The sequence below is a fragment of the Bradyrhizobium sp. CCBAU 51745 genome, from assembly GCF_028128715.1.
Lineage (GTDB): Bacteria > Pseudomonadota > Alphaproteobacteria > Rhizobiales > Xanthobacteraceae > Bradyrhizobium > Bradyrhizobium manausense.
The window spans coordinates 13,352-36,689 of the sequence record NZ_LBJP01000068.1 but is presented as its reverse complement, the minus strand read 5'-3'; the positions used below and the strand labels follow the sequence as shown (position 1 = coordinate 36,689).

At 60.1% G+C, this 23,338-nt stretch carries 21 protein-coding genes and 1 pseudogene; 15 read left to right on the top strand and 7 right to left on the bottom strand.

All coding sequences use genetic code 11. From position 1 onward, the window contains the following. Window positions 1–346: 346 nt before the first annotated feature. The 3 genes and pseudogenes from XH98_RS16560 to XH98_RS16550 all read right to left on the bottom strand — a co-directional run bounded on the left by XH98_RS16560 (window position 347) and on the right by XH98_RS16550 (window position 2,162). Window positions 347–1,002 (bottom strand): annotated as a pseudogene (locus tag XH98_RS16560) (DsbA family oxidoreductase). A 41-nt stretch (window positions 1,003–1,043) separates the two neighbouring features. Continuing rightward, window positions 1,044–1,661, bottom strand: a complete 618-nt coding sequence (locus XH98_RS16555) for an FMN-dependent NADH-azoreductase (protein WP_271619268.1) — start codon at window positions 1,659–1,661, stop codon at window positions 1,044–1,046. A 15-nt stretch (window positions 1,662–1,676) separates the two neighbouring features. Beyond that, window positions 1,677–2,162, bottom strand: a complete 486-nt coding sequence (locus XH98_RS16550; RefSeq protein ID WP_271619267.1) for an NAD(P)H-binding protein — start codon at window positions 2,160–2,162, stop codon at window positions 1,677–1,679. A 106-nt stretch (window positions 2,163–2,268) separates the two neighbouring features. Between XH98_RS16550 and XH98_RS16545 the strand changes: the two genes are divergently transcribed. Continuing rightward, window positions 2,269–2,658: a winged helix-turn-helix transcriptional regulator gene (locus tag XH98_RS16545; protein ID WP_271619266.1), complete on the top strand. Its 390-nt coding sequence runs from the start codon at window positions 2,269–2,271 to the stop codon at window positions 2,656–2,658. A gap of 296 nt (window positions 2,659–2,954) precedes the next feature. Further along, entirely contained in the window at window positions 2,955–3,098 is a 144-nt protein-coding gene (locus tag XH98_RS16540; protein ID WP_271619265.1) for a hypothetical protein, read from the top strand. Between the two features lie 424 nt (window positions 3,099–3,522). Here the strand turns inward: XH98_RS16540 and XH98_RS16535 are convergent, their stop codons facing one another. Both XH98_RS16535 and XH98_RS16530 read right to left on the bottom strand, forming a co-directional pair. Further along, window positions 3,523–3,999, bottom strand: a complete 477-nt coding sequence (locus XH98_RS16535; protein ID WP_271619264.1) for a DoxX family protein — start codon at window positions 3,997–3,999, stop codon at window positions 3,523–3,525. Window positions 4,000–4,409: 410 nt separating this feature from the next. Next, a complete protein-coding gene (locus XH98_RS16530) occupies window positions 4,410–5,372 on the bottom strand; it encodes a LysR family transcriptional regulator (protein ID WP_271619263.1) in 963 nt (320 codons plus the stop codon). Between the two features lie 298 nt (window positions 5,373–5,670). Between XH98_RS16530 and XH98_RS16525 the strand changes: the two genes are divergently transcribed. The 12 genes from XH98_RS16525 (at window position 5,671) to XH98_RS16470 (ending at window position 21,198) form a co-directional block, all read left to right on the top strand. Further along, window positions 5,671–7,317, top strand: a complete 1,647-nt coding sequence (locus XH98_RS16525; protein WP_271619262.1) for a thiamine pyrophosphate-dependent enzyme — start codon at window positions 5,671–5,673, stop codon at window positions 7,315–7,317. Window positions 7,318–7,330: 13 nt separating this feature from the next. Beyond that, window positions 7,331–8,839, top strand: a complete 1,509-nt coding sequence (locus XH98_RS16520; protein ID WP_271619261.1) for an aldehyde dehydrogenase family protein — start codon at window positions 7,331–7,333, stop codon at window positions 8,837–8,839. Window positions 8,840–8,895: 56 nt separating this feature from the next. Then, window positions 8,896–10,431 carry a 5-carboxymethyl-2-hydroxymuconate semialdehyde dehydrogenase gene (hpaE, locus tag XH98_RS16515; RefSeq protein ID WP_271619294.1) on the top strand — a complete coding sequence of 512 codons (1,536 nt, stop codon included), beginning with the start codon at window positions 8,896–8,898 and terminating at the stop codon, window positions 10,429–10,431. 12 nt (window positions 10,432–10,443) lie between these two features. Beyond that, window positions 10,444–11,424, top strand: coding sequence for a 3,4-dihydroxyphenylacetate 2,3-dioxygenase (hpaD, locus tag XH98_RS16510; protein WP_271619260.1), 981 nt, complete (start codon window positions 10,444–10,446; stop codon window positions 11,422–11,424). Window positions 11,425–11,441: 17 nt separating this feature from the next. Next, the gene (locus XH98_RS16505) at window positions 11,442–12,893 is read left to right on the top strand and encodes an NAD-dependent succinate-semialdehyde dehydrogenase (RefSeq protein ID WP_271619259.1); all 1,452 of its coding nucleotides are present in this window, start codon (window positions 11,442–11,444) and stop codon (window positions 12,891–12,893) included. Between the two features lie 27 nt (window positions 12,894–12,920). Further along, on the top strand, window positions 12,921–14,069 hold the full coding sequence (locus tag XH98_RS16500) for an ABC transporter substrate-binding protein (RefSeq protein ID WP_271619258.1): 1,149 nt from the start codon (window positions 12,921–12,923) through the stop codon (window positions 14,067–14,069). Between the two features lie 55 nt (window positions 14,070–14,124). After that, entirely contained in the window at window positions 14,125–15,165 is a 1,041-nt protein-coding gene (locus tag XH98_RS16495; RefSeq protein ID WP_271619257.1) for a branched-chain amino acid ABC transporter permease, read from the top strand. A gap of 5 nt (window positions 15,166–15,170) precedes the next feature. Next, a complete protein-coding gene (locus XH98_RS16490) occupies window positions 15,171–16,937 on the top strand; it encodes a branched-chain amino acid ABC transporter ATP-binding protein/permease (protein ID WP_271619293.1) in 1,767 nt (588 codons plus the stop codon). Then, the gene (locus XH98_RS16485; protein WP_271619256.1) at window positions 16,934–17,677 is read left to right on the top strand and encodes an ABC transporter ATP-binding protein; all 744 of its coding nucleotides are present in this window, start codon (window positions 16,934–16,936) and stop codon (window positions 17,675–17,677) included. The genes XH98_RS16490 and XH98_RS16485 overlap by 4 nt, the downstream gene beginning before the upstream one ends. A 63-nt stretch (window positions 17,678–17,740) precedes the next feature. Beyond that, the gene (locus XH98_RS16480) at window positions 17,741–19,210 is read left to right on the top strand and encodes an FAD-binding oxidoreductase (protein WP_271619255.1); all 1,470 of its coding nucleotides are present in this window, start codon (window positions 17,741–17,743) and stop codon (window positions 19,208–19,210) included. A gap of 103 nt (window positions 19,211–19,313) precedes the next feature. After that, window positions 19,314–20,279: an MBL fold metallo-hydrolase gene (locus XH98_RS16475; protein WP_271619254.1), complete on the top strand. Its 966-nt coding sequence runs from the start codon at window positions 19,314–19,316 to the stop codon at window positions 20,277–20,279. 49 nt (window positions 20,280–20,328) lie between these two features. Next, entirely contained in the window at window positions 20,329–21,198 is an 870-nt protein-coding gene (locus XH98_RS16470) for a fumarylacetoacetate hydrolase family protein (protein WP_271619253.1), read from the top strand. A gap of 61 nt (window positions 21,199–21,259) precedes the next feature. Here XH98_RS16470 and hpaD (XH98_RS16465) read toward each other — a convergent pair whose 3' ends face one another. Next, complete coding sequence (gene hpaD, locus XH98_RS16465) at window positions 21,260–22,105, bottom strand: 3,4-dihydroxyphenylacetate 2,3-dioxygenase (RefSeq protein WP_271619252.1); 846 nt, start codon at window positions 22,103–22,105, stop codon at window positions 21,260–21,262. Between the two features lie 128 nt (window positions 22,106–22,233). Between hpaD (XH98_RS16465) and hpaR the strand changes: the two genes are divergently transcribed. After that, window positions 22,234–22,716 (top strand): homoprotocatechuate degradation operon regulator HpaR, encoded by a 483-nt coding sequence (gene hpaR / locus XH98_RS16460; protein ID WP_271619251.1) that lies wholly within the window; start codon window positions 22,234–22,236, stop codon window positions 22,714–22,716. 35 nt (window positions 22,717–22,751) lie between these two features. Here the strand turns inward: hpaR and XH98_RS16455 are convergent, their stop codons facing one another. Next, window positions 22,752–23,330, bottom strand: a complete 579-nt coding sequence (locus tag XH98_RS16455) for an amino acid synthesis family protein (RefSeq protein WP_271619250.1) — start codon at window positions 23,328–23,330, stop codon at window positions 22,752–22,754. Between the last annotated feature and the right edge of the window lie 8 nt (window positions 23,331–23,338).

Sequence of the window (23,338 nt, the reverse complement as noted above, 5' to 3'; positions counted from 1 at the left end):
TCATGAGAAGAGCTGTTTGTTACTTCTTGTAGTCCCCGAACTGCTGGTGTACGGTTTAAAATATCGATACTGGCCGAACAACTGTTCCGCTTTCGCCTCAAGTCCTGACGGCGCGCACGTTTCAGACATTCTCCAACATCGACAGACTGGATACTGGCCGCAAGTCCGCGCGCCAGCTCCTGCGCGTATGCGAAAAGGAAGACCCGATGAACACAGGTATGACCAAGTAAACTTGAGCCCTTGAAATCGTGACGATTTCAGGGGCTTTGTATTTCAGGCACCTTTTGAACCCGCAACCAAACGAATTTGATTGGTGCTATTGAGTGCAATGTCACCGAATGGTTTCCTATTGATGCTGGTTCACCTGAGCGCGCGCGGCTTCTTGGATGTGCAGAGCGATCTCGTCTTCGCTGCAGCCACCGCTGATCGCGGCGCGTCCGCCAAAGATGAAATGGGGCACTGAGCGGACGCCTGCTGCTGCAGATCGGACTGCCTCCTGCTCCACGCGCTTGTGCTGGATGGGATCGAGGGTGATTGCGTGTGCTTCCGCGCGCTCGAACCCATAGTCTGCGGCAATACCGGCAAGCACATCTGCATCACCGATGTTCTTTGCGCCCAGGAAGTAGGCTTCGGTGATCGCCACCGCGAGCCGATGCTGCGTGCCACGTTCGCTGGTGGCAAGGATGAGGGCGTGGGCAGGCTGCGTGGCATACGCCCAAAGTTGGCGGCTGAGGTCGAGTTCTAGCCCCGAGACTCGCGCTTCGCCTTCGGGCCGTGCAAACGCCACCTTCGGATCGGTAATGCCGTATCTTGAGCGAAGCAGATCGGGAATATAGAGCCCCGCCGCAGGCACCCCGGAGAGCAGCAGGACGGGATGATGGTGGATTTTCACGGCAAGATGGGGAAGCGCTCGGCTAGAACCTTATCAAGCCGGAATTGCCCTACCAGGCACCAGGGGCAGGTGATCTCCGTGTAGAGGTCAATGATCAAGGTATCAGTCATGACGGGGAAGCCTTTGAACGAAGTTTCTCACTCGCAAGCACTCAGGCGGCGCCTTCGAGCGCAGTGCGGATCTGCGCTTCAGCCGAGGCCACAGCCGCCTTTACGGCGTCAGGGCCGTAAGCGGTCCCCTCGACACGGATCAGCTCGATATCGGTCAAGCCGATGAAGCGCAGCAGATGCAGAAGATAGTTGGTCTGGAAGTCGAACGATGCGTATTGTCCTTCGGAGAAAACACCGCCGCTGGCCGTTACGAGATAGACCTTCTTGCCGGACAACAGACCCTTTGGGCCGTTCTCGTCGTATTTGAACGTGACGCCCGGCCATGTGATGCGATCGATCCATGCCTTGAGTTGCGAGGACGGACCGAAATTGATCATGCCCGAACCGACGACAATTGTGTCGGCGGCCTTGATCTCATCGACCAGCGCTTCGGCGAGCCCGACGGCCTGCGCCTGTTCCGGCGTACGTGCTTCCGGCGGCGCCATGCGGCCATTAATGTAGGCCGGTGTGATATGCGGCAGCGGCTCCGCCGAAAGATCGCGCGTAGTCAGCGTGGCGCCCGAATGGGCCTTAAGCCTTTCGGCGATCTCAGTCGCGAAACGGCTGGACAGGCCTTCGGCACTGCGTGGGCTCGACGTGATGAGGAGGATGTTGGTCATGCTTGCTCCTGGTCTTTAGTGATTGGCGATTGCAGGAGCCGCGCGAACGAACTCCCTGTTTGAAACCTGCTTGACGAGGAACTTCGCGAGATTGCTTCTCGACAGTTTCATGCTGAGCTTGGATTTTCCGTACCAGCCGAGGTCGATGGTCCCGCTGGCCGGGCCATCCTTGAGGTTGGGAATCCTCACCAGCGTCCAGTCCAGCCCTGAATCCCGAACCAATTCGGCAGTTGCTCTGAGGTCGTCTACGCCCTTGCGCGCAATCAGCTTGAACAGCATCAAAACCGAATAGGCCCTGAGGTCGAAGCTATCCTTCGGATCGCATCGCGCGTATAGACCGACAGGCTGTAGCCCTGCCTGAGCGCCTCCTCGATGAGGTACCGTCCGGTCGGACCGGTTGCGCCGAATAGCGAAATTTTCATTGCTCTTGTTCGCGAAATCACTGCTGCGAGGCAGAGCCGCATCGATAGCGGTGCCGGTGCCAAGGTTGGAAAGCGTCATTTTTGCCAGCCATACACGCATCCCTTCGGTTGGTATGTTTTGCTGACTAGATGATTGGAGTAGACTGCCCGATAGACAAGAACGTAGATTTTTGAGGCCTAGTCACATGCGTATGACTGCCCCCATTCCACTCCAGCCCGGAACGTATCCCGGCTGCGGGCCAGTCAAAGAGGTCCTTGGCCGCATGGGCGACAAGTGGACCATTCTCGCCATCACTGTGCTAGTCGAGCAACCCCGCCGCTTTAACGAGTTGAAGCGGCTGATAGGTGGAATTTCGCAGCAGATGCTCACTCGTACGCTGAAGGCGTTAGAGCGCGACGGAATGGTGGCACGGAAAGTTCATCCGAGTGTCCCGCCTCAAGTCGAGTACAGCCTTACTGATCTAGGGAGGTCGCTTGCCGTACCGTTGATGCAGCTGGCGACTTGGGTGGTGGATCATATGAGCGAGATTGAAAGTTATCGGGCTCGACACGATGAAAAAGCTCACCACCGCTAAGTCCGGGGCGAACATGCTAAGGACGCTTTTTCCAAGGCCTTATAGAAACGAGGTAATTGCGATCGGCGAAATTCTAGGGGCCGTCTGCTGCGGGTCCGCGATTTGAACTTGCAATCCGGTCCGGCATATTGACCAAGAACACGACCCGCCTAGCCCTATGATATTTGGCATCGAATATTGCTTTCGAGTCCGCGAGAGAAGTCGTTTTCGTCGGACTGGTAGCCCGAGGTATTTCAACATTCGCCCATCTCATGATGCACACGTTGTCGAATGGCCTAACCGGACTTCGCGAGAACGTGACCACGCGAGAATCAGGCGAGACGAACCCGCTGGTCGATCCGAAGGGACTGCTCGAGCAGGCTTGGCCCGGAATGATGATCGAGGTCGATGTGATCCCGGCAACGGCCAAGAAGGTGTTTGCACGAATGCAACCCGACTGACGGTCGGCCCGACCGCCGAACTGGAGTGCCGCGAGCGGGTATCGACGCGGAAGGTCCTCGAATGGCGACGATCGAAGGTGTAAGGACGGTGGCCTCGAAAAGGTGACGGGTTCGCCTGGGCAAGAATGCCGGTCTCATCCTGCTCCAGGCAGACAGTCTCGCCTATTTTCCGCTCCAAGTCCTGTTGACGCATCGTTGGTGCGGCAGACGCTGGTTGCCTTGGGGCCGTCTTCGTTGCGGCCAAGCCGGCCAAGTTGGCGTGACCCTCGTGGCCCAGGCCAAGCGTCTGGCTGCAGAATCCCGCGATGACCTGTTTCATAAGGTTAGATACGGGCGAGGCTGAGTGCCCGAAGTGACGGACGGGCTGCGGCCATCCATCTTAACGCCATGCAGGCAATGCAGTCCGCATTCGAGGGGGCTTATCTCACTCCGCGGCGACGAGCCGCGTAACGGGATGCGCGGCGGTCTTGCGCACTGCGAACCAAGCTTGCCAGGCTTGCAACGCGACGGCGAGCGAGCAAATTCCCCAGAACACCGGATACTCGTAGCCGCCGGTATTCCAAGTCCAGCCGAAACCCTTCACGACCTGAAGCGAGTAGACTGCAATCGCCATCAGCGCGGTGGAGCCGAGCGCCGCGAAACGAGTGCAAAGGCCGAGTGTCAGTGCAACGGCAACAGACAGTTCAGCGGCGGCAGCGATGTAGACCCAAACCTCCGGAGGTGACAGGCCTGCAGCTGCGAAGAACTTCACGATTGGCGGATTGAGAACGCCGAAGGCGATAAATTTCCCGGCGGCGTGCGGCAGGTAAAACAGCCCGCAAGCGATCCGAATGATGTTTTCCATCTTCGTCAGATCGAAGTTCTCAGGTTTGATACGGAAGTCGTCGAGCGATAAGAGCATGGTCGGTTCTCCTTGTTCGCTCGTTCATCGCACCAAAGCTCGCAGTTCGCGTTGACGCAGCTCAAGCTGCGTTCTCGCCTCGAGCGCGATTGTTGCTGAGTGGCGGACCGTGGTTACTCCTGAGTAATGTGGTTACTCCTGAGTAATGCGGTTGCTGCCGAGTAATCTTGATCCTTGACAGGTGGATGTCGACCGTCCGCAAGACATCCAGCAGCAATTTACTCGAGAATACGCGCGTCTGCTTGGAGTGCCGCCCGCTCGCGAGATCAAGGGAGTGAAGCGTGCAGCCGCTGCCTGACTGCGCATCCTGTTGTCGGCTCCACGTCAAGCGCTTCTCGAACGGTTACCGATAGCGGAGAGCGGGCCTTGCATGAGCGCCCCGGCCGGCTATTCGACGTCTTTGAGAGAATTCAGTCGCTCCTCCTTGCAGCCTTGCGCGCCGAGCGGGTCGTGTCATGTTGTGCTTCCAGATTCCATGCCCGGATCCATTGAATGACAAACTCGGCGAAAGCTTCGGCCGCCGGTGGAATCGAACGCCGTGAAGGCCGATAGAGACAAACCTCACGCACGGTCTCGGGCTTTGTGATGCGGCGCATCGTGAGCCCCAGTGGCCGAGCCACGACTCCGACATAAGCCGGCGCAGGTGTGGCGGCGAGACCCTGCGCCGCTATGCCAAGGGCTGTGGTGATGTTGTCGACAATCTGCGGTGGAGCGATCGGACTTGAGTCCGGAGCGGAGCTCCGCATCTGCGCAACGCTGACCTCGTGATCTCGGCTTGCGGCGACGAGGGTGACATTGCGAAGGTCGTCCCAGCTCAGCACCTTCCTGGGCGCCAAGGGGTGATCTGACGCAACCCACAGCACCCAGGGGCTGCGAAAGATCGCCTCACTGATGACTGCTGGATCGGGTGGGCGGTCAGGCCCTACTGCCAGGTCGACATCCCCCGCGGCGACCCGATCCACGGTCAACTCGACGGGTACGTCTCGAATATGAATGGCAACATTCGGGCGCTCTCGCCTGAATTCGCGCACGGCCGCCGGCAATACGGCGCTCGCCAGGATCAATGGGGCGCCAATCCTGACCACGCCTGCGGCGCGGTTGCGAACGTCTGCTGCGGCGGTCTCGGCGAGTTGTACGTGCCGAAGTACAGTCTGGGCGATGCCCAGGAATTCGCGGCCGGCGCTCGATAGCGCAACGCGTCTCGTGCTGCGGTCGAACACGCGAAACCCTGTAATGGCCTCAAGCTCACTCACGAGCTGGCTGACGGCCGACGATGTCAGGCCCAGTCGGTCGCCAGCGGCCGAAAAACTGAGAGTATCAGCGACAGCAACGAACGCTTCGAACTGCCGGATCGTGGTGCGGGTGAGAGACATGCCCCATTATTAAGCATTCCTGATCAATTGAAAAGAAACCATCGTTTGTCCTGGAGCGCTCTCCCGCGCAAGACTTGCGGCGCTGATCCACGACATCGGTCGTGGCGGCTCTCAGTCACAATGATGAAGAGCGGAGCTCACCGGATGTGAAGCTGCCGCCGTGGCATCCGGAGGGAACTGTGCTCGATCCTCGGACGGCGCCTATGCCGCCCTCGCTCCTTGGCCGATCACCGGCAGGATTTTTCTGGCCGCCTTGCAGGCCCGTAGCTCGTGCCCTCCGCCGAGACGAGCATCGGATATGATTGAGCACGAAACGACCGGCGAGAAGATCGCTCGTTCTCTGATCGCGCACGGCGTGGATACGGTTTTCGGTATCCCCGGCGCGCACATGTATGACTTCAACGACGCTCTTTATGGCCGTCGTGCCGAGCTGCGCTTCATCCATACCAGGCACGAGCAAGGCGCCGGTTATATGGCCTACGGCTACGCCAAGTCGAGCGGGAAGCCTGGGGTCTACTCGGTCGTGCCGGGCCCCGGCGTGCTCAACTCCGGCGCCGCGCTTTGCACTGCCTACGGCGCAAATGCTCCCGTTCTCTGCGTCACCGGCAACATCATGTCGCACTTGATCGGGCAGGGGCGCGGCCAGCTCCATGAGTTGCCCGATCAGCTTGCGACATTGCGGAGCTTCATCAAGTGTGCAGAGCGCATCAGCCACCCAAGCGGCGTCTCCGACACCATGGCGGATCTGTTTACGCGCATGCTGTCGGGGCGCCCCGGACCGGTTGCCGTGGAGGCGCCATGGGACGTCTTCGGAACGAAAGGGCCGGTCGGCGCAATCGCAGTCGGCATTCCCAATCCTCCGCCGGCCATCGATCCTGATGCAATCGCGGCGGCCGCGGCGCTGGTCGCAAAGGCCAGGAATCCGATCATCATGGTCGGAGGCGGGGCTGCGGATGCTAGCCCCGAAGTCGCCCAATTGGCTGCGCGCCTTCAGGCACCAGTCACCGCGCACCGCTCGGGCAAGGGAATCCTTCCTGATGACAATCCTCTGGCGTTCAATTCGGTCGCAGCCTTCGAGCACTGGAAGCACGTCGACCTCCTGATCGGCATCGGCAGTCGCCTCGAGCTGCAATACATGCGCTGGCGATGGCTTCCGCCGGGGCTCAAGGTCATCCGCATCGACATCGATCCGACCGAGATGGTCCGCCTGAAGCCGGATGTTGCCATTGTGGCGGATGCAGCCGCAGGCACCAGGGCTTTGACCGCCGCGATCAGCGGAGCGTCACCTGCCTCGCGCGAAGGTGAATTCCGCGAAATGAAGGCTAAAGCGGAGAGCGCCTTCGCGGAGGTGCAGCCTCAGATCGCCTATCTCGAGGCTATTCGCGCCGTACTGCCTCGCGACGGCTTTTTCGTCGAGGAAGTGAGCCAGATGGGCTTTACGGCGCGCTTTGGTTTCCCCGTCTACGGACCTCGACAGTACGTTACTTGCGGATACCAGGACAATCTTGGCTTCGGTTATGACACCGCGATCGGCGTCAAGGTCGCGCATCCGGACAAAGCCGTGGTTTCCGTCTCGGGGGATGGCGGGTTTCTGTTCGGACTTCAGGAGATGGCTACCGCGGTCCACCACCGCATCAACGTAGTTGCCATCGTCTTCAACAACTCGTCATACGGCAACGTTCTGCGCGATCAGCGTCAGTCATATCAAGGTCGCTTCATCGGGTCCGACCTGACCAACCCGGATTTCGTCAAGCTCGCCGAATCCTTCGGCATGCCTGCCTATCGTGCCGCATCCCCGGAAGACCTGAAGCGCGCGCTGGGGAAAGCGCTCGATCTCGACTCGCCGGCGCTCATCGAAGTGCCGATCGAAAAGGGCTCCGAAATGAGCCCCTGGCCGTTCATTCACCCGGCCGAGCCCAGCGCAGCAGATCGTCGCCGGGCATGATCAAGGAGCAAGCATGACAATCCAAACCCGCATCGCAGCTCTGCCCGTAAGCGAGGCTACCAGGGCCTTCCTCTCGAGCAAGCACAACCTCTTGATCGGCGCGCAGGACGTCGGAACGCGGAGTGGCTCGGAAATTCCGGTGCATGATCCGGCGTCCGGCGCAGTCATTGCGGCGGTGCCCGCCGGAGGCAAAGCGGAGATCGATGCGGCGGTGGCCGCAGCCCGCGCGGCCCTCGAAGGACCGTGGTCGAAGCATCGTCCTGCCGATCGCGAACGACTTCTGCTTAAGCTGGCGGATGCGGTCGAGGCCGATGGTCAACTGCTTGCAGAAGTGGAGACGGCCAACAACGGCCAATCGATCGGCATAGCGCAGGCGCTTGAAGTGGGGGCCTCCGCTGAGCACCTGCGCTACATGGCGGGGTGGGCGACCAAGATCTACGGTCAAACGCTCGATGTTTCGATTCCAATTCCGCCCGGCACCCGCTATCGCGCGATGACGCGCAAAGAGCCCGTTGGCTTAGTGGGCGCCATCGTTCCGTGGAATTTCCCTCTGCTGATGGCGGTCTGGAAGATTGCGCCGGCGCTGGCTGCTGGGTGCACTGTGGTCCTGAAACCGGCAGAGGAGACGCCGCTGACGGCGCTGAGGCTTGGGCAATTGATCCGCGAGGTTGGTTTCCCCGAGGGCGTCGTCAATGTCGTGACTGGCTATGGTCACGAGGCCGGTGCGGCGTTGTGCTCCCACCCAGGCGTTGACAAGGTCGCCTTCACCGGCTCGACCGAGGTCGGCAAGCTCATTGGACATGCCGCGGTCGACAATATGACGCGTTTCTCGCTTGAGCTCGGCGGGAAATCGCCGATGGTGATGTTCGATGATATGAAGCCCGAACTGTTCGGGCTCGCCGCCAATCTCGGCGTCTATTTCAATCAGGGGCAGGTTTGCACGTGCGGCTCGCGCGTCTACATCCAGAAATCGATTTTCGACGAGGTGGTTGAGACCTTTGTTGGCGTCGCCAACGGCCTGAAGATCGGCTCTGGTTTCGATCCCGTCAACCAGATCAATCCGCTTGTTTCGGCCAAGCAGCAGTCGCGTGTTCTTTCTCTGATCGAAAGAGGCACGACCGAGGGCGCCACGATTGCAGCAGGTGGAACTTCGGCGGGCGATGCAGGCTACTTCGTCAAGCCGACCGTTATTGTCGGCGCCAACAAGACAAACACGCTCGTGCGCGAAGAAATTTTCGGGCCGGTGGTTACCCTGCTTCCATTCACCGACATGGCGGACGCCATCGCTCAGGCGAACGACACGGAGTACGGACTCTCTGCCTCGGTGTGGTCGCGCGATATCGATCGCTGCTTCACGTTCGCGGATGCCGTGAGGGCGGGCACGGTTTGGGTCAACACGCACAACGTGGTCGACCCGAATATGCCGTTCGGCGGCTACAAGCAGTCCGGTCTCGGCCGCGAGCACGGAGCCGTTGCGGTCGAGAATTACCTCGAAACCAAAGCGATCTGCCTGGCGCTCTAGCCCCGACCGAAACAATCGGCCCAGTCAATACACATCGTCCACCGGGAGAATCAATGATGAGCGAGCCCAAGACGCTTGCGACCAACCAGAAGAGAGCGGAAGCGTTCCTCGACAGGTTCGCGCGAGCCACCGTGCCGCATTTCATCAATGGCGAACGCACATTGTCAGTCTCCGGAGATACCTTCGACACACTTGACCCCGCCACCAACGCGAAACAATGCACGGTTGCAGCCGGTCACGCGGCGGACGTCGCCAAGGCTGCACAGGCAGCGGCCGACGCTTTCCGGATCTGGCGGGACATCTCGGGGACGAAGCGCCGGGCGATCCTTCATGCCATTGCCGATGCCATCGAGGCTCGTTCCGACGAGATCGCCTTGGTCGAATCGTCGGATACCGGACAGCCGATCCGCTTTATGGCGAAGGCGGCGTTGCGAGGCGCGGAGAATTTCCGCTTTTATGCGGACCGCGCCCCTGGCGCTGCCGACGGGTTGTCGCTGCCGGACGGCGACCACCTCAATTACACCATGCGTCAGCCGATCGGGCCGGTGGGGGTTATCACGCCCTGGAACACCCCGTTCATGCTATCGACCTGGAAGATCGCGCCCGCGCTCGCCGCAGGCTGCACTGTCGTCCACAAGCCGGCCGAGTGGAGTCCGCTCTCGGCGGTAATCCTGACCGAGATCATGGACACGGTTATTCGCGCGCATGGCGGTCCGGCTGGCGTCGTAAATCTCGTTCACGGGCTAGGAGAGAGCGCAGGGAAGGCGCTGACCGAGCACGACGCCATCAAGGCCGTCGCCTTCGTCGGCGAGACCACAACGGGCTCCCACATCATGCGGCAGGGCGCTGCGACGTTGAAGCGCGTCCATTTCGAGCTCGGCGGAAAGAACCCGGTCATCGTGTTCGATGATGCCGATCTGGATCGGGCGCTCGATGCGGTGCTCTTCATGATCTACTCGCTGAACGGCGAGCGCTGCACCTCCTCGTCGCGGGCGCTTGTGCAGACGTCGATTTACGCCGAATTCGCCGCGAAGGCCGCGAAGCGCGTCGCTGCAATCAAGGTTGGGCATCCCCTCGATCCGGCGACCGAGATCGGTCCGCTGATTCATCCGCGGCATGCCGAGAAGGTTTTGAGCTATCCGGGGTTGGCGCTAGATGCCGGAGCTACGGTGGCGGTTGGCGGTGGTCGTGCTTGCGGGGGAGCAGGCAATTACGTGGAGCCGACCCTGTTCACGAACGCAGCCAACGACATGCGGATCGCGCAGGAGGAGATATTTGGGCCGGTCCTTACCATGATCCCGTTTGCAGACGAAGCTGAAGCGACCAAGATTGCCAACGATGTGCGCTACGGGCTCACCGGCTACATCTGGACGCGCGACGTGGGTCGTGCGCATCGCGTCGCTCGTGATCTCGAAGCCGGCATGATTTGGGTCAATTCGGAGAACGTGCGTCATCTGTCGACGCCGTTCGGCGGCGTGAAGCAGTCGGGCATCGGCCGCGATGGTGGAGACTATTCCTTCGACTTCTACATGGAGACGAAGAACATCGCGATTGCCTACGACAGTCACAAAATTCCACGCGTTGGGGCGTGAGAGGGAAGAACAATGGCGATTCCTGCGAGTGTCTTGTATCCGCCTTTCAACATCGTTCGGCTAAGCCATATCGTGCTAACGGTGACCGATCTGGAAGCGGCGCGCGCCTTCTACGCCGATACGCTCGGCCTCCAGGTCACGGCCGAGGATAACGGCCGCATCTACCTGCGCGCTCTCGAGGAGCGCGGTCACCATTGCATCATCCTCGAAAAGGGATCCGCCGGCCTAGCCAACGAGCTCGGCTTCAAGGTGTACGATGAAGATCATCTCGATCGCGCAAAGGCGTTCTTCGAGGGGATGGGCTTGCCGACAAAGTGGGTCGATGTGCCCTATCAGGGCCGTACGTTCCGAACGCGGGATCCGCTCGGAATTCCCCTCGAATTTTATGCGCAAATGGATCGGCTGCCGCCGATCCATCAGAAGTACTCGCTCTACAAAGGCGTGAAGCCTCTGCGGATCGATCACTTCAACTGCTTCTCGCCGGATGTGCGGGCTTCGGTTGAGTTCTACAACTCGATCGGTTTTCGAGTAACCGAATATACCGACACCGAGGATGGGTCAGAGCTTTGGGCGGCGTGGATGCACCGCAAAGGCGGGGTTCACGACATTGCGTTCACAAATGGCCTTGGACCAAGGCTCCATCATGTCGCGTTTTGGGTGCCGACCCCGCTGAATATCATCGATTTGCTCGATGTGATGTCGACGACCGGCTACGTCGGCAGCATCGAGCGGGGGCCGGGCCGGCACGGCATCTCGAATGCATTCTTTCTTTATATCCGCGATCGCGACGGCCACCGGACCGAGATCTATTGCTCGGACTATCAGACCGTTGATCCGGACCTCGAGCCGATCCGGTGGGACCTAAAGAATCCGCAGCGGCAGACCCTGTGGGGTGCTCCCGCGCCGCGCTCGTGGTTCGACGAGGGCAGCATCTTTCGCGATGTAAGTCCCGTGACATCGAAGCTCAAAGCGACTCCCATTGTAGCCCCCTGAACCTCAAGGCTCTGCACATGAAACTTAGGGACCCCGGACTTCTGCGCGAGGCCGCATTCGTGGGCGGCCGCTGGATCGAAGCGGACGCCAATCGCGCCGTTGAGGTTCGCGATCCGGCGACTGACGAACTCGTCGGGCGGGTGCCAAAGCTAGGTACGCCGGAGGTCGCCGACGCGATCGAGGCGGCGCGCAAAGCGCAGGCGGAATGGGCGGCGCGCGCCGCCAAGGAGCGCGCAGCTGTCCTTCGTCGCTGGTTCGAACTCGTAATGGCGAACCAGGACGATCTCGGCCGGATATTGACGCGAGAACAGGGCAAGCCGCTGCCGGAGGCGAGAGGCGAAATCGCCTATGGCGCAAGCTTCATCGAATGGTTTGCGGAGGAGGCGAGGCGCGTCTATGGCGATATCGTGCCAGGACACGCGCCCGACAAGCGCATCTTCGTGCTGAAGCAGCCGGTCGGGGTGGTCGGCGCCATCACCCCTTGGAATTTCCCGAATGCGATGGTGACGCGAAAAGTTGCGCCCGCACTAGCCGCAGGCTGTGCCATCGTCCTTAAGCCCGCTTCGCAAACGCCATTTTCGGCAATCGCCCTTGCCGTACTGGCTGAACAAGCCGGGCTACCCGCTGGTCTCTTCAGCGTGATCACTGGCCCGGCCGGACCGATTGGCAATGAGCTAACATCAAATCCAATCGTGCGAAAAATCACGTTCACCGGATCGACCGAAATCGGCGCAGCGCTGATGCGCCAGAGCGCAGGCTCGATCAAAAAGATGGGACTCGAGCTCGGCGGCAACGCGCCGTTCATCGTGTTCGAGGACGCCGATCTCGATGCCGCAGTCGAAGGGGCGCTGGTCGCCAAGTTCCGCAACAATGGTCAGACTTGCGTCTGTGCCAACCGCATCTACGTGCAGGATGGTGTTTACGATGCCTTCGCCGAAAGGCTCGCGCTCGCTGTTGGGAAGCTGAAGGTCGGAAACGGTTTTGAGGAGGGGGTGGCGCTTGGTCCGCTGATCGACGACGACGCAGTCGCAAAGGTCCAGGCCCATATTAGCGACGCCGTCGCCAAGGGCGCTCGTATCGTCGTCGGCGGCAAACGACACGCACGCAGCGGGCGCTTCTTCGAAGCGACCGTCCTTGCCAATGCCAGCCGTGACATGGCGATCGCAACCGAGGAGACGTTTGGACCGGTCGCGCCGTTGTTCCGCTTCCACGACGAGGCCGACGTGATCGCGAAGGCGAACGATACCGAGTTCGGCCTTGCCTCCTATTTCTACGCTCGGGATATGCGACGCGTGTGGCGCGTCGCAGAAGCGCTCGAATACGGCATGGTTGGGGTCAATACCGGTCTTATTTCCACCGCCGAAGCGCCGTTCGGCGGCATCAAGCAATCGGGCGTCGGACGTGAAGGCTCGCGCTACGGCATCGAGGACTTCACCGAGATCAAATACGTCTGCCTGGGTGGGCTCTAAGCAACTCGGCATTTTGAGGAGAAGCCAATGAACAGGATCGTTTTCGCAGCTGCGGTCGTCCTTGCGTTCCTGCCGCTCGGCGCCAGGGCGGGAGATGAGGGTAAGGAGATCGTGATCGGCATCACGCTGTCGACCACGGGGCCGGCTGCGGCGCTTGGCATTCCCGAGCGCAACGCGCTGGATTTCGTTCCCAGGGAGATTGGCGGCGTTAAGCTGAAAGTCATTGCCCTGGACGACGGCGGTGATCCGACGAATGCGACAAACAATGCCCGGCGTTTCGTAACGGAAGCCAACGCCGACATCATTATGGGCTCCTCGGTGACGCCGCCGACGATTGCAGTTTCAACGGTGGCCAACGAAGCCGGCATTCCGCATTTCGGCTTGGCTCCGATGCCGTTCACCGCGGCAAGGCAGAAATGGTCCGTCGACTTGCCGCAGCCGATCCCCGTTGTCGGGAAGGTGCTGTATGAGCACATGAAAAAGAACGGCATCAAAACGGTCGGGTTCGTCGGCTACTCCGATTCTTACGGCGATCTCTGGATGAACGATCTGAAGGCCCAAGCGACAGCGATGGGGATACAGATCGTTGCGGATGAACGCTATGCCCGGCCCGACACATCGGTTACGGGACAAGTTCTCAAGCTGATAGCGACCAATCCAGACGCCATCCTCGTCGGGGCATCCGGGACTGGCGCTGCGCTCCCGCAGATCGAGCTTCGAGAGCGGGGCTACAAGGGGCCGATCTACCAGTCCCACGGCGCTGCCAGCATGGACTTTATTAGAATTGCGGGAAAGGCGGCCGAAGGCGTCTTCATGGCCGCGGGTCCCGTCATGGCGCCGGAGGGCCAGGATGACCAGGCTCTGACCAAAAAGCCCGGCCTCGCTCTCAACACCGCGTATGAGGCGAAATACGGTCCAAATAGCCGGAGCCAATTTGCCGCACATTCCTATGACGCGTTCGAGATTCTCAAGCGCGCTCTCCCCGTTGCGCTGAAGCAAGCGAGCCCTGGAACGCCGGAGTTTCGTGAAGCGATCCGCAAGGCGTTGCTGAGCGAAACGGAGATCGCGGCAAGTCAGGGCGTCTACAACTTCACCGAACAGGACCGCAATGGCGTCGACGAGCGCTCTCGCATTCTGCTGACGGTGAAAGACGGCAGGTATCAGGTCGTCAATTGATCAGGCTGATGTCATCGGTTGACCGCAAGACTCGCAACCCTCGGAAAGCAAGATCGTGAACACGACAATCCTTCTGTTTCTGGTCCAGGATGGCATCACCAACGGCGCAATCTATGCGTTGCTTGGATTTGGGTTGGTGCTGGTCTTTGCGGTGACGCGTGTGATCCTGATTCCGCAAGGCGAGTTCATCACCTTCGGTGCCTTGACTTATGCCGCTCTGTCGTCGGGAAAGCTTCCCGGGACCGCCGAGCTCGCTTGCGTTCTCGGCTTCGTCGCGTTCTGCATGGAGATGTTTAGCATGCGGAATCAGTTCACGACGGGCCGGTTTGTTCGGGCGACTGCTCTCTATCTCTTTGTTCCTGCTCTCGCCCTCGTACTCGCGCAGTTCGCCTGCGGGGGGGCGAGCAGCGTGACGATCAATATCGTGCTCTCCTTGATAATCGTCGGCCCGATCGGGCTTTATCTCTATCGCATTGCCTATCAACCGATCGCTCATGCTTCCGTGTTGGTTCTGCTGATCGCCTCGGTCGGCGTGCATCTTGCCTTGCAGGGCTTGGGCTTGCTCTTCTTTGGGGCTGAAGGCATGCGGGCGCCTCCAGTCACGGATGTCGCCATCTCGATCGGACCGTTGCGCGTGACCGGCCAGACGCTGGCGGTCTACATCATCGCGATATGTCTAATTGTCGGCCTCTGGCTGTTCTTCGGTCACACGATCTACGGCAAGTCGTTACGTGCGACGGCGGTCAACCGAGTCGGCGCTCGGCTGGTCGGAATTCGCACTGTTTTGTCCGGTCAGATCGCGTTTTTGCTTGCCGCGAGCATAGGCACGGTCTCGGGCATCCTTATCGTACCGATGACGACCATCTACTACGACAGCGGCTTTCTCATCGGGTTGAAGGGATTCATCGCTGCGATCGTCGGCGGCCTGGCCAGTTATCCGCTAACGGCCGCTGCCGCCGTCGTCGTGGGCATCGTCGAGGCATTCTCGTCGTTCTATGCAAGCAACTTCAAGGAAGTGATCGTTTTTACTCTGATTGTGCCGGTGCTCCTGGCTCGCTCGCTGTCAGCGCCAGCTGTGGAAGAAGAGAAGGATTGAAGACGATGTCGCAGCGCTGGTCGATCGCGCTTTTTGCAGTGGTCATGGCACTGTTGCCGGTGCTTCCCGGAATTCCACCCTTCTGGATGGTTTTGCTTGACAATATTGGATTGGCGGCACTTGTCGCTCTTGGTCTCGTCCTGCTTACCGGAGTTGGCGGTCTTACGTCCTTCGGCCAAGCCGCGTTTTGCGGCTTCGGCGCGTATACAACTGCGGTCCTGACCACGTCCCTCGGCTTGTCTCCCTGGCTCACTCTTCCCGCTTCCTTGGTGGTTAGCGGACTGCTCGCCATCGTGCTGGGGCTTGTAACCGTTCGGCTCTCGGGTCACTACCTTCCGCTTGGAACGATCGCCTGGGGACTTAGCCTCTTTTATCTCTTCAGCAAGCTCGAATTCCTCGGACGAAATGATGGCATCTCCGGCATTCCGCCGCTCTCCATCGGTTCGATGAAGATGTTAAGCGCCGGCTCGATCTACTACGTGATCTGGGCTGCTGTGTTTATCAGCTGCATCTTGACCCTGAATCTCCTGGACTCTCGCGTGGGACGCTCGATTCGTGCTTTGCGCCGCGGCCATCTTGCCGCGGAAGCTTTCGGCGTGGACACGACACGGGCGAAGCTCCTGGTTTTCATCTATGCCGCGATCCTTGCCGGACTGTCAGGTTGGCTCTACGCTCATTTTCTGCGGGCCGTGAATCCAACTCCGTTCGGAGCACAAGCGGGTATCGAATATCTGTTCATCGCCGTGGTCGGAGGGGCGGGCCAGGTTTGGGGAGCCGTGCTCGGTTCGGGGATCGTCGTGATTCTTCAGGAGATGCTGAAGAGCGAGATGTTCTCCAGGTTCGGAGAGGGCCAACTCGAAATCGTCGTCTTTGGCGTCCTGCTCGTGATCCTGCTGCAGGTTGCCCCTGAGGGCATCTGGCCACGCGTCTCCGCTTTCTGGCCATTCGGACGTCCTACGACTAAACTGCCTGTGGCAGAGCCGCTGACCAAGCGTCCCAAGTCCGATATCGCGGGAAAGGCGCTACTCGAGGTACAAGGAGCGCGAAAGCAGTTCGGCGGCATCGTCGCTGTCAACGACGTCAGCTTCCAGATTTCACCGCGCCAGATTGTTGCTCTGATCGGGCCGAACGGCGCGGGAAAGAGCACCACCTTCAACTTGATCACGGGCGTTCTGGCCGCGACCGCCGGGCAGATTTCTCTGCTGGGGCGATCGATTGCTGGCTTGCCGCCGCAGGAGATCGTCCGGCGCGGTGTCGCCCGCACTTTCCAGCATGTAAAGCTGGTGCCCGACATGACCGTGCTGGAAAATGTCGCGATCGGCACGCATTTGCGCGGCCGCGCAGGCGCCATCTCAAGCATGTTGCGGCTCGACCGCCGTGATGAAGCGAAGCTGTTGGCGGAAGCGGCACGTCAGATCAAGCGGGTCGGGCTCGAGGGTCAAATGCATCAGCTCGCGGGTAACCTGGCGCTGGGGCAACAACGCATCGTCGAGATTGCGCGAGCCTTATGTGCCGATCCGATCTTGCTTTTGCTCGACGAGCCGGCCGCTGGGCTGCGCCACAATGAAAAGCAGCAGCTTGCGTCTCTGCTTCGTCTTCTGAGGGAGGAGGGAATGTCGATCTTGCTTGTCGAGCATGACATGGGTTTCGTCATGAACCTTGCTGAGCAGATCGTCGTTCTCGATTTCGGAACAAAGATTGCGGAGGGCGGACCGTCCGAGATCAAGTCGAATTCCGAAGTGGTTCGCGCCTATCTTGGAGTTGCGGCATGAGAAAGACGCTGCTCAGTGTGAACAACGTATCGGTATCGTACGGCAACGTTGAGGCTGTTCGAGACGTATCGCTCGACATCGAGCCGGGCGAGATCGTCACGATTATCGGAGCAAACGGTGCGGGCAAGACCACGCTTCTGAACTCGATCATGGGAATTTTACCCTTCCGAGGTCAGGTACAGTTCGGTGCGAACAGCCTCGAACGGCTGGAGATCGAGCAGCGGGTTGCTGCCGGCCTGTTTTTGGTGCCGGAACATCGTGAGCTGTTCACCACCATGACCGTGGCAGACAACTTGGTGCTTGGCGGGTTTCAGACGAGCCGGGCCAATGCCGCTGTGGCGCAGGAGCGGATCTATGCGATGTTTCCTCGCCTGAAGGAGCGCCGATCCCAGTTGGCCGGAACGCTGTCCGGAGGCGAGCAGCAGATGCTGGCGATGGGGCGCGCACTCATGGGGGAGCCGAAGCTGTTGATGCTCGATGAGCCGAGTCTCGGGCTCGCTCCGCGCATCGTCGCGGACATCTTCACGATCATCGGAGATCTGCGGAAGGCCGGAATTAGCGTGCTGCTCGTCGAGCAGAACGCGCAGGCGGCACTTCGGGTAGCTGATCGAGCCTATGTGATGGAGCTCGGAAGTTTTGTGCTCAGCGGGTCCGCTTCGAAGATAGCGGGGGATTCGAGAGTCATGGCGAGCTATCTCGGATTCGAGCAAGACATGGCCCATCAAGAAACGGCGTCGTAGTTCGGGTCGTGCGCAACGGCCAAGAATTTTCGCATCAGTTGGGGCAGGAGCCCGGTCGAACAAATGCTTGAAACCTTTAAGGAAGCGTCATCCCTGATGGACGCGACTTGGTCTGTTGCAGCGCCGCGCGTGTCGACCAAACAGATGGCGATCGTGATCGAAGAAGCGCGCGGCTTTCTTGGCGACCGAGTGTCGACAAGCATGACGTTGCGTGAACAGCACGCGCACGGTGAGGGCCCCGCCTTGCCTCATTTGCCGGATGCGGTCGCTTTCGTCGAGACGGTCGACGAGGTCAGGCAAATTCTTGCGCTCTGTCACCGGGAGGGGGTGCCAATCGTTCCATTCGGCGCAGGTTCGAGCCTTGAGGGGCAGGTGAACGCTGTTTGCGGAGGAATAAGTGTCGATCTCAGCCGGCTGAACTCGATCGTCGAAGTCAATCGGGAGGATATGGATTGTTTGGTCGAGCCGGGTGTCACGCGCGAGCAGCTCAACAGCTTCATCCGCGACGTCGGACTGTTCTTTCCCGTTGATCCAGGTGCCGAGTGCACGATTGGAGGAATGTGTGCGACTCGCGCAAGCGGTACGAATGCGGTGCGGTACGGGACCATTCGGGAAAATGTGCTCGGGCTGGAAGTCGCTCTAGCCGATGGCCGGCTCATATCGACCGGCGGCCGCGTGCGTAAGGCCGCCAACGGATACGATCTGACCCACCTCTTCATCGGTTCGGAGGGAACACTCGGCATCATCACAAAGATCCGTTTACGCCTTCACGGTATACCCGAGGCAACCAGCGCCGCCGTGGCGCAATTCCCAACTCTGGCCGCAGCGGTCGAGACAGTCTTCATGACGATGCAACTCGGTATTCCGATTGCGCGCGTCGAGCTTCTGGACGACGTGCAAATGGAGGCGAGCATCGCCTATTCCAGGCTCGAAGGTTACGAGGCGGTCCCGACGCTGTTCTTTGAATTCAACGGCAGCAGTTCGAGCGTGAAAGAGCAGGCCGAACTCGTCGAGACCATGGCAAATGACGCTGGAGCGGTTCGCTTCGTGTGGTCCAGCGGGACGGAGGAACGCAATCGGCTGTGGACAGCCCGACACCGGGCGTATCCCGCTGCAGTCGCTCTGCGTCCAGGGGCGAAGGGCATTGCCACCGACGTGTGCGTGCCGATCTCGCAGCTTGCCGAAGCTGTCCTCGGAGCGCGCGAGGATATTGCGGCGTCCGGATTGATCGCACCAATTGCCGGCCACGTCGGAGACGGGAATTTTCACTGCTGCATCCTGGTTGATCCGGACGATCCCGTTGAAGTCGAGCGAGCGCTGACGCTGGATCACAAGATCGTCGCGCGCGGTCTCGCCCTGGGCGGGACTTGCTCGGGAGAGCACGGAGTCGGCCTCGGAAAGCGTGGCTTTCTGGAGCAGGAGCACGGAGCTCAGGCCCTGGAGGTTATGCGATCGCTCAAGATGGCGCTCGATCCGAAAGGAATTCTCAATCCAGGCAAGCTTTTCCCAGGACCGCCCTTGGCATCCGCGTGATGAGCTCACCTGTTAGCACCGAAAGGAACATGCGATGAATTACCGGCCTTGTTTCGCCCCACGAACCTTGGCGACCTTCCAGACCTCGGGGAGGAAAGCCGGATTGAGTCCGCGACTTGGTCTTCTCGCAGGCGTCATTATAGCCCTGACATCGTCCTTCGGAACGGCAGCCCTTGCGCAGCCGTTCGAAGGGTGTCCGTCGAAGGAAATCCTGGCGCAGTTCGAGGAGTTTGGCCGCACCAAGAAGATGCCGGCCGAGCTAGGTGCCTGGCTGAACAATCCCAAGGCCCAGTACATCGAGCCCTGGAAGGCTTTCGATAACGTCTATTACGTCGGCGTCTGCTGGGTCTCGTCCTGGGTGATACGCACCAGTGACGGCGTGGTGTTGATCGACACGTTGCACGAGCCTCATGTTGACCAGCTCATCGCCAATTTGCGCAAGGTCGGTGTCGACCTGGCCGACATCAAATACGTGCTGATGACGCATGGGCACTTCGATCATGTCGGCGGGGCCGCCAAACTTAAGCCTCTGCTGCCGAATGCGAAATTCGTGATGACCAAGGTCGGTTGGAGCGAAGCAATCGCTGGAGCGAAGCAGTCCGAGGGAACGCCGCGTCCGTGGTCGATGATCGACCAGGATGTCGTCGTCAAAGACGGCGATGTCATCCGTCTAGGTGACAACACGTTTGGCGTATTGGAGACCCCTGGTCATACCCAGGGTACAGCCTCGTACACCTACGACGTGAAGGATGGCACGAAAAACTATCGCGCCATCACGGTCGGCGGACTCGGGCTCAATGCGATCGAGAATTCGAAGCAGGTTGAAGGGTACATTGCCAGCCTCGATAAGATTAAGAAGCTGGTTGAGCAGCCTGGCAATCCGGTGACGGTGCATCTCACAACGCATCCGTTCTCGAACGGACTGACCGAGCTCCGCGAGAAGGTCATCTCGCGCACACCAAACGAGCCGAATCCTCTTGTCGATCCGCAGGGGTTGCTCGATCAGCTGGCGCATCTGCGCAAGGGAGCGGAAGAGCGGCTGGATATCGAGCGCAAGGCGGGGCGCTAGTCATGTGTCATCCGGTGCGCCGATCAATCACTGCCGAGGAGACGTCATCGTGCGATTGCTGAGCTACCTGCAAAATGGCGAAGAACGATATGGCTCCGCAACGGGCGACGGAGTCATCGATCTGACTTCGCGGATGGGCGGCGAATATCCCAATTTGAAGGCTCTGATAGCGGCTGACGCGCTCTCCATTGCGCAACAAGCGGTGGCTGGCCAGGTTCCGGATTACCGGTTCGACCAGTTGGCGCTTCTGCCGCCGGTCACGAATCCTGAGAAGCTGTGGTGTATTGGCGTGAACTACAACGATCGCAACGAGGAGTACAAGGACAACTCCGACCTGCCGAAGTACCCCAGCTTGTTCGTGCGCGCTCCGTCTTCAGTGGTTGGCTCCGCCCAGCCGCTTGAAAAGCCGCGCGTGTCCGATGAGTTTGACTACGAGGGCGAGCTCGTGATCGTGATAGGTAAGGCCGGTCGTCACATTCCGCGCGAGCAGGCTTGGTCGCATATCTTCGGAATGACGCTGTGCAATGAGGGCAGTGTGCGGGACTGGCTTCGGCATGGAAAATTCAACGTAACACAGGGAAAGAACTTCGATCGGTCGGGGAGCATTGGGCCATGGATCGTCACGGCGGACGAATGCGATCCACGCGGGCCTCATGATATTGTCACCCGCGTCAACGGGGAAGTGCGGCAGCACGACTCGACCGAGCGCCTGATGTTCCCGTTCGATTTTATCGTCAGTTATCTCGCTACCTTCGCGACCCTCAAGCCTGGCGATATGATCGCTACAGGCACGCCGACCGGTGCCGGAGCGCGGTTTAATCCGCCGCGTTGGCTGAAGCCGGGCGATGTCGTCGAGGTGGAATCCACTCGGATCGGTGTTTTGCGCAACACCGTCGTCGCCGAGGAGCCGTTAGCCTGAAGCGGGAGCAGAGTGACACCGAGGCTGGTCTGGCCAGCCTCCGTGTGGTCGTTCGTTGCCTTCAAAGATGATGCTCGGCGATGATCTGGCCGCTACCCGATGACGGGAAATATGGGCAGAGCAGCTCGGTTTCACCCTTATAGGCGTCCCATCCCAACAGGCCAAAGATCATGTGAGTGTCAGCCATCAGGGCCTCGCCGTTGCACTTGGTCGAGTACTCCGGGAGCATGCGGACGAATTCGCCGTAGCGACGCTCCTTCCAGAGGTCGAGCACGCGCAAATCCATCTGGCGGTTGAACTCGCTGCCGACCTGTTCCCATTGATTGTCGCCGACCTGCTCGTTGGCGACGAGCTTGTGGGATAGCGAGCCGGACGCCAGCACCGCGACGTTGCGGTTCGAGGCGGCGATGGCGCGGGCACAGGCCGCACCGAACTTCCGGTTCTCCTCGACGCTGGCGAAGATCGGCGCGGCAACCGAAAGCACGCGCGCCCAGCCACCTTCGTTCATATAATGCATCGGCACGATCGTGCCGTATTCCAGCGGCAGCGTCTCCACCTTGTGTGCCAGGACCTGGAGACCCTCGCTCATCGCTTCGGCTGCGATGGCGTCAGCTAGCTCGGGGTCGCCGGGGTAGTCGTAATGCATGTTCTGGATCATGTGCGGCGCTTCATGGCTGGTATAGACGCCGCGATGGCGCGCGTTTGCGTTCATGTGACACCCGAAGTTCGAGATCCAATGGGTATCGAAGACAAGGAATGTGTCGGCCTTCCTGTCGCGGGCACGCTTGCCGATTTCGCGCAACGCCTGAATGGCCGCTGCTCGCTTTCCCTTCAGCGGTCCGTCACGCTCCGAAATCATGATCGAAGGTACGTGCGCGATCTTGGCGGCCAGCACGATTTTACCCATGGACGTCTCTCCCGTTTGTTGAATGTTATGATCGTAATGATTATGATCGATACGATCATTGATTCAGATCAAACGGCCGGATGAGCGCGCGGGCCATCAACGTCGCGAACATTCGAAGAGGGAATCATATGAGATCGGCAGGCGGTATTGCAGGAAGAGCGAATCTTCCGCTCATGCTTTTGCAGGCGAGGGAAGTGCTGCTCCAGCATTTTCGCCCGATCTTCCAGGCCCACGGCCTGACTGAACAGCAGTGGCGCATCTTGCGAGTAGTCAGCGATTACGATCGGCTGGAGCAGCACGAGATCGCATCGCTTTGCCAGATCTCCGCACCGAGTTTGTCAAATATCCTCTCTCACCTGGAGGACGCCAGATATGTTGCGCGAGAACGGAGCACTGACGATCACAGAAAGGTCTTTGTGACGCTCGCGAAGCGCGGGCAAGCGCTGGTCAAGGAGATCATGCCGGATGTCAACGCGCGCTACCAGGAGCTTGAAAGGGCTCTGGGAATGGAGCTGATGTGTTCGCTGTTTTCAGTGCTCGATCGGCTATTGAGCCTGCCATGCGATGTCGTCGATTCGTCCACGAAGAGTTCCAAGCGAGGCAGCAACTGATTGCGGCCCTATCGTGACCTCTCGAAGCCAGCTTGTCAGCGCTGGCCATCATGTACGGAAATCTCGGACACTGCCAGACCGCCTATGCGCGCGTGAGGCCGGCCTCCGGTCGCCATCACCAGCCCGAAGGCGATCTCGTCACGTCTGGGCGCATCCCAGAGCGTCATCTCCGCGGTGCCGAAGTGGCTCCGCACATAGCACGCATGGATGTGTCCAAGCGGCACCATGAGACGCGTGCCGGGCCCGCCGATGGTCTTTGCTGCCGGCACGATCGCCTTGGGCTGACCGAGCACCTCGCGCATGCCCTGGCCGCCGGCTTCGTGCCAGACCGCACCATGCTCGAGCTCTCCGTCTTCGCCTACAATGATGCCCTTGCCGTAGGCTTCGATGTGCGAGGCGCCTCCGAGCTGTGCGATCAACCGCGTTGCGAGTTCGCGCCCGAGCTCGCGCAGTGAGGCCTGAAATGGCATCAGGTCAGGCTCATAGCGACCAGCGAAGGGATTGCGGATGATCGCAACGGCCGTTCCGACCAATAGCGGCTTTTCCAAGCGAGGCCCGCGCTCATGCCAGATCGTCTCGACACTGAGCGCGGTCTTGCGAACATCGTAGGACATGCGCAGCT